The sequence below is a fragment of the Peribacillus sp. P4_C12 genome, assembly GCF_056402095.1.
The window spans coordinates 1-1,872 of the sequence record NZ_JBFUIB010000633.1 but is presented as its reverse complement, the minus strand read 5'-3'; the positions used below and the strand labels follow the sequence as shown (position 1 = coordinate 1,872).

General features: G+C 38.8%; 2 protein-coding genes. Both read left to right on the top strand.

Features of this window, described 5'->3' with window-relative positions:
* Positions 1–273: 273 nt before the first annotated feature.
* Positions 274–1,434 carry a D-alanyl-D-alanine carboxypeptidase family protein gene (locus AC1DUW_RS27415; protein WP_053346828.1) on the top strand — a complete coding sequence of 387 codons (1,161 nt, stop codon included), beginning with the start codon at positions 274–276 and terminating at the stop codon, positions 1,432–1,434.
* Positions 1,427–1,872, top strand: a 446-nt coding sequence (locus AC1DUW_RS27410) for a nucleoside recognition domain-containing protein (RefSeq protein ID WP_477644000.1), incomplete at its 3' end; no start/stop codon positions are given. The genes AC1DUW_RS27415 and AC1DUW_RS27410, both read left to right, overlap by 8 nt.

The following is a 1,872-nucleotide window of genomic DNA, read 5'->3' as shown; positions in this document are numbered from 1 at the left end:
CATGTCCCCTTATCGATTTTTTTTATGGGTTCAAACATGGATCCGAAATTCACTCTATCTAAAATTATATTCATCAATAGTGGGAGGAGCATTTAGATTTATCCTGATATGTTCTAGTACATCGGTAAATTTGTATAATGTCATGTAAAGTTTTATGTGAAAAAGCCCTTTTAAATCCTAGGATCTTATAGATATTCACATTCTTTTTATTCATAACCCTTGTCCCTTTGCATAAACTTGTACAAAAACAAGTTAAGAGACGAGGGGGCACTCATGCGTTTTCTATATAAAGGGTTATCAGGTTTGTTTATTATCATTCTCCTTTTGTCTTTTCTAGCACCGGTACAAAGCGCTAATGCTAACGTAGCCGTTAGTGCCCACAGCGCGATATTAATGGATGAGGAAAGCGGAAGGGTCATTTATGAGGTGAATGCTCATGAAAAAAACCGTATTGCCAGCATCACGAAAATCATGACGGCTATACTGGCTATTGAATCGGGAAAAATGGGGGAAACAGTAAAGATTAGTAGTAATGCCTTCGGGACTGAGGGTTCTTCCCTTTATTTAAAAGAAGGAGAAAAGATTAAGCTTGAAGATTTGGTTTATGGATTGATGTTACGTTCGGGGAATGATGCGGCAGTCGCAATCAGCGAAAAGGTGGGCGGGAGCCTTGATGGCTTCGTCTGGATGATGAATCAAAAGGCAGAGGAAATCGGTATGAAGAATACTAATTTTTCAAATCCGCATGGTTTGGATAATACGAATAACCATTATTCAACAGCATATGATATGGCTTTGTTGACTCGTTATGCTATGCAAAATAAAACGTATGTAAAGATTGCCGGTACTAAGGTGCACCGAGCACCTAATTCAACAGAACAATGGGATTATGTCTGGAAGAACAAAAATCGACTTCTGACACAGTTATATGAGTATTGTACAGGGGGGAAAACAGGGTTTACCAAACTGGCAAAGCGTACCCTGGTCACGACGGCTACAAAAAACCAACATGATTTAATAGCTGTAACATTGAATGGTCCCGATGATTGGAATGATCATATTCAAATGTATGAATCCGCTTTTAAAGAATATAAGCCAACTGAAATTTTACCTGAGGGCTTGGTAAAAGATATGAAAAATAAAACGTATAGAGGCCATGTATATATTAAAAACGATTTTTCGTATCCACTCACGAAAGAAGAAAGAAAACTGGTCAATGTGAAAATGAAATTGTTGAAACCACAGAAGGCTTGGAAAGATAAACGAAAAATTCCTGAAGTAATTGGCAAAGCTTCTATCTATCTCGATGGAAAAAAAATCGGTTCACGTTCAATTTTTTATGGTGAAACAAAAGAAAGCTTCAAGCATCAATCCTTTCAATCTAGCTGGGCTGAGCTATTTGAAGCAGTATTAGGAATCAAAAGCAATGGTTAATTATATTTGGGTTGGAATGACCGTGATCGGCATCGTATTTGGAATGATAAATGGAACGATGGATCAGGTGAATGAAGCTCTTTTTGTCAGTGCTAAGGAAGCAGTCACCCTTTGTCTAGGGTTGATGAGTATTTTGGTTTTTTGGCTGGGGTTAATGAAAATAGCGGAAGAATCCGGACTGCTCGATAAGTTATCCAACTTGTTCAGACCATTCATGAGGTGGCTATTCCCAGAGGTCCCACCCAATCATCCAGCAATGGGATATATATTATCGAATATGATGGCAAACACATTTGGACTGGGGAATGCAGCCACGCCTCTTGGTATTAAAGCCATGGAGCAGTTAAAGAAACTTAATGGAGGAAAAGCAACGGTCAGCCGCTCGATGGTCACCTTTTTAGCGATAAACACATCAAGCGTTACACTGATTCCAACGAC

Excerpts from the sequence above, each read along its gene's own strand:
- AC1DUW_RS27415 (WP_053346828.1), top strand. The coding sequence starts at position 274 with ATGCGTTTTCTATATAAAGGGTTATCAGGTTTGTTTATTATCATTCTC.